The sequence below is a fragment of the Pedococcus sp. P2_E4 genome, assembly GCF_056403935.1.
Genome location: NZ_JBFUEO010000079.1, coordinates 1 through 4,277, shown reverse-complemented (window position 1 = coordinate 4,277; position 4,277 = coordinate 1). Strand labels below are relative to the sequence as shown.

Below are 4,277 nucleotides of genomic sequence, written 5' to 3'. Positions count from 1 at the left end.
GGCCTGGGCCGGGCTGGCGGGCCGGGCTGGGTGTGGAGCTGGGTGCGCGGCCCTCACCAGGCGTCGTCGAGCGCCGCCCGCTGGTCCGCGGTCAGGGTGAGCCGTACGCCGTCGAGGGCCTCGGCGAGCTGGGCGGGCCGACTCGTGGCGACGATCGGGCGGATCGCGGGGTTGCCACCGACCAGCCAGGAGAGGACGACGGCACCCTTGGTCGTGCCGAGGTCGGCGGCCACCTCGGCGAGGACCTTCTTGCGCTGGTCGCTGCCGCGGTGGTCGAAGGCGTCCTCGGGCTCGCGGTCGTCCCGGTCATACGAGCCCTGCATGAGCGGGCTGTAGGCCCACGCCTCCCACTGCGGGTTGGCCTCGAGGTAGTCCAGCGTCTCGTCGGTGATCCAGCCCATCCGGTGGTCGTGGCTGCGGTTGCGGACCATGGGCCGCGGCTGGAGGTAGGAGTAGCGCAGCTGGAGGGTGTCGGCGCCGGTCAGGCCCTGGCTCTCGGCGTGGGCACGGGCGCGTTCGGCGCGCCAGACCGGCCAGTTCGACAGGCCGACGCGGCCGATCCGGCCCTCGGCTGCGTGCTGCCCGAGGGTCTCGGCGACCTCCTCTGCCGGGACGTCACGGTCGTCGCGGTGCGCGAAGAACAGGTCGACGCTGTCGAGCCCGAGCCGTTCGAGGCTGGCCCGGAGCTGGGTGTCGATGGCGGTCCGCGACAAGCCGGTCGTCGGGCCGGGGAAGACGCCTGCCTCGACGGGCTCGCAGCCTGCCTTCGTCGCGATCTTGACGCGGTCGCGCATGCCGGGACGCTGGGCCAGCCAGCGACCGATCAGCGCCTCGCTGTCGCCCCCGGCGCCGCTGTCACTGAGCCAGAACGCGTAGCAGTCGGCCGTGTCGATCCACACGCCTCCGCCGTCGACGTACTGGTCGAGCAGCGCGAACGAGGTCTCCTCGTCGATGCGGGTGCCGAACTCCATCGCCCCGAGGGCGATCATCAGGTCTGCGCTCATGGCTCCACTCTCGTCCCTCGCCAGCTGAGGTGCACACGCCGGGGCGGCGCGGTGGTGCGCCGGGCACGCCGGTGGGCACCCGCCATACGCGGTCGGTCAGACCTCGCTGGTGTGGAAGTTCTTGAACGAACGGCTCGCGGTGGGGCCGCGCTGGCCCTGGTAGTGCGAGCCGTACTTGGCCGATCCGTAGGGGTTCTCGACGGGGGAGCTCAGGCGGAAGAAGCAGAGCTGGCCGATCTTCATGCCCGGCCACAGCTTGATCGGCAGGGTGGCGACGTTGCTCAGCTCGAGGGTGACGTGACCCGTGAAGCCCGGGTCGACGAAGCCGGCCGTCGCGTGCGTGAGCAGGCCCAGGCGCCCCAGGCTGGACTTGCCCTCCACGCGGGCGGCCACGTCGTCGGGCAGCGTGACCGTCTCGAAGATCGAGCCGAGGACGAACTCCCCCGGGTGCAGGACGAACGGCTCGCCCTTGTCGACCTCGACCAGCCGGGTCAGGTCGGGCTGGTCCTCGGCCGGGTCGATGTAGGGGTACTTGTGGTTGTCGAACAACCGGAAGAACTTGTCGAGGCGCACGTCGATGCTGCTCGGTTGGATCATTTCCGGGTCGTAGGGGTCGAGGACGACCCGTCCGGCGTCGATCTCGGCTTTGATGTCGCGGTCGCTGAGCAGCACGGGGAGAGACTAACGCGAGGGGTATGCCGGGGGCCGTCAGTCTCGTGGGCGCGTTCGGTTAGACTGCCTGCCGCGTCGCTCTCGAGCGGCGTTTGCGCGACCTTCGGGCGCGCTCGCCGGTGTAGCTCAATGGTAGAGCGCCAGCTTCCCAAGCTGGACACGCGGGTTCGATTCCCGTCACCGGCTCGCACTGGACCGGCCCTCAAACACGCTTCACCGTTTGGGGGCCCTTCCAGTGCGACTCGTGAGCACGCCGGGAATCGGGAGGAGCGTGCCGCGAGCGAAGCGAGCCCCGCCGCGACGGCTCCCGTCACGGGCTCAACGACGGAGCTGTCGCCTCACGTCGGTCACCGCGAGCCCTCGAAGACATACCCCTGATCATCGACCATCGTGCACACGTCTTGCGTAGCGCAGGACACAGCGATGGCGCCCGAGTAGGGCCGGGAGAAGGGCTTCGCGATCCATCTTCCGGATTCCCATGTGATGGCCTCCCCTTCCAGGTTCATGCCGGCACAGAATGTCGCTGATGGACAGGACAATGCGCCCAGCGTCGCTGGTGGTTGCGACGCGAGCGTCGCCCACTTACCGGCTTGATAGCGTCGCGTCGTGCCTGGCTCCCCACTGGCTGACAAGCACGTGTTCTGCGCGCACGTGAGAAGGCCGACCCAATGCTGCGAGTCCGCCGTGACAGGGGCCGCCCAAGACGTTCCGTTCCACACAGACGACTTCGCGTCGTCGTTCGACGAACTGATCGTCGCCATGCAAAAGCTTGTGCTTGCGCACGAGACGTAGGTGTTCCAGTACGCAGCCGGCAGGCCGAACGAGTGGGGTGCCAACCACGCCGAGCCGTCCCAGCGCCGAACCATGCCGCCAGTGGTGACAGCGAAGCACACCGACTCTGAGCCGCACGAGACTGCACCAACCGGATCGGGGTCCGAGTCCATGGGGGCTTCTGGTGACCACGACGAGCCATCCCATGTGCGATAGAAAGTGCCGCCCGTCGCCATGCAGAATGTCGTCGATCCGCAGGAGAGGCCACCCAGACCGGACACTCCCGCCGACTTGCTCCACGTACCGGCCTGCCGTATCCAGGCAGACCCGTCAGTGCCGATGGCCAGACACAGGATGGCCGACGGGCATGAAACCTGACTGAAGCCACCGACATTGGGGTCGACCATCTGAGGTGATGTCCATGCTCCGTCGGTCCCACTGATCACCTCGCCCCAGAGGCCCACGGCGTAGCAGCTGGAAGGCGCGGCGCAAGACAGTCCGACCGGCAGGATGGCTGATGAACTCATGGTGGTGGAAGCGGACCAGGCAACCCCATTCCACGTGGCTGTCGTGGCCATCCCGAACGAATCCGACTTCACGACCCGGCAGAACGTTGGGCTCGGACAGGACATCCCCGCAATTCGTTGCCCAGATTGACCGCTGACTGGTACTGCTGGAATGGACGACCAGGCGTTCCCGCTGTACCTGTACGCACGGCCGGACTCCTCGACGGCGATGCAGACGGAAGTCGATGCGCAGGAAACTGAATGCAAACCGGCCGTCGCGACCGCGCGCGGACTGGACCACGCCGATCCGTTGAAGACGGACGCACGACCGGAGTCGTCGACGGCGGCGCAGAAGGCGCTCGAACGGCATGACACCTGCATGGGGATGGTCCCGGACGCCTGCGGGAGGACGGAAACGGCGGCCCAGGACAGACCCTTCCAGACAAAGCCGCGACCGCTGTTGCTGTCCACTGCGACGCAGAAGGTTGCCGACGTACAGGAAACCGACTGCAAATTCGCCTCTGCGATCGCGCGCGGTGTGCTCCACGCCGAGCCATTCCAGATGGTGTAGTTACCGAAGGCCCCAACCGCCATGCAAAACGCCGATCCAGTACACGACACGGAGGTCAGATTGAGAGCTGGTTCCGCCTTGGCCGGCTGGGACCAGGCCCCCGCTCGCAGCACCACGGCCGAACCCTTCGCGTCCACCACTGCGCAGAAGTCGACACCCGCGCAGGAAATTGCGCTCGGCAGGCCGTGGCTCGGGTAAACCAACGTGGGTGCTGCCCACACGAACTTCTTCGCGATGGTTATTGCCTTACCGAGGCTGGTCACCCGCCCCAGCACGTCCGTCAGGGTGACGGTGAAGGAATAGACTCCCGGCGCTGACGGAATGCCCCTGATTTGCGAGCCGGACAGGGTCAGACCGGGCGGAAGGCCGCCGCTGCTGATGCGCCACGAACCCGGGCGCCCGTCTGCCGTGGCCAGTTGGGCTACGTAGGGAACCGTGGTGGTCCCAGCCGGGAGACTGGCAGACGATACCTGTGGTGGAGTCGCGGCCCACCCCGTTTGCGCAGAAACCGCCGCTGAGACGCTGCCGGTGCCACCGAGGATCACGATCTTCGCCGGCTTCAACCGGGCAAGCTCGGCGGCGACCACCGCCGGCAACGAGGTTTGCGCCGTCAGCAGCACCGGACCTCCACGCAGCGCCGCCACAGGCCCACCCGCAAGAGCGTCGGGAAAGTTCACCCCCGACGCGAGGTACGCCACAGCCACACCGGGCGCAAACTGCGACTTCGACACCGCCACCGACGTGGAATACCGA

Annotated in this window: 3 protein-coding genes and 1 tRNA gene; 1 reads left to right on the top strand and 3 read right to left on the bottom strand. The window is 67.7% G+C overall.

Going from position 1 to position 4,277, the window contains the following annotated elements:
* Positions 1-53 precede the first annotated feature (53 nt).
* Positions 54-1,004 carry an aldo/keto reductase gene (locus AC1DV7_RS18115; protein ID WP_477598726.1) on the bottom strand — a complete coding sequence of 317 codons (951 nt, stop codon included), beginning with the start codon at positions 1,002-1,004 and terminating at the stop codon, positions 54-56.
* Between the two features lie 96 nt (positions 1,005-1,100).
* On the bottom strand, positions 1,101-1,676 hold the full coding sequence (dcd, locus tag AC1DV7_RS18110; RefSeq protein ID WP_477598725.1) for a dCTP deaminase: 576 nt from the start codon (positions 1,674-1,676) through the stop codon (positions 1,101-1,103).
* A 115-nt stretch (positions 1,677-1,791) separates the two neighbouring features.
* On the opposite strand from dcd, the gene AC1DV7_RS18105 reads away from it, so the two are divergent.
* Positions 1,792-1,862, top strand: a tRNA-Gly gene (locus AC1DV7_RS18105).
* A gap of 161 nt (positions 1,863-2,023) precedes the next feature.
* On the opposite strand, the gene AC1DV7_RS18100 is transcribed toward AC1DV7_RS18105, so the two are convergent.
* Positions 2,024-4,277, bottom strand: a 2,254-nt coding sequence (locus AC1DV7_RS18100) for a cell wall-binding repeat-containing protein (protein WP_477598724.1), incomplete at its 5' end; no start/stop codon positions are given.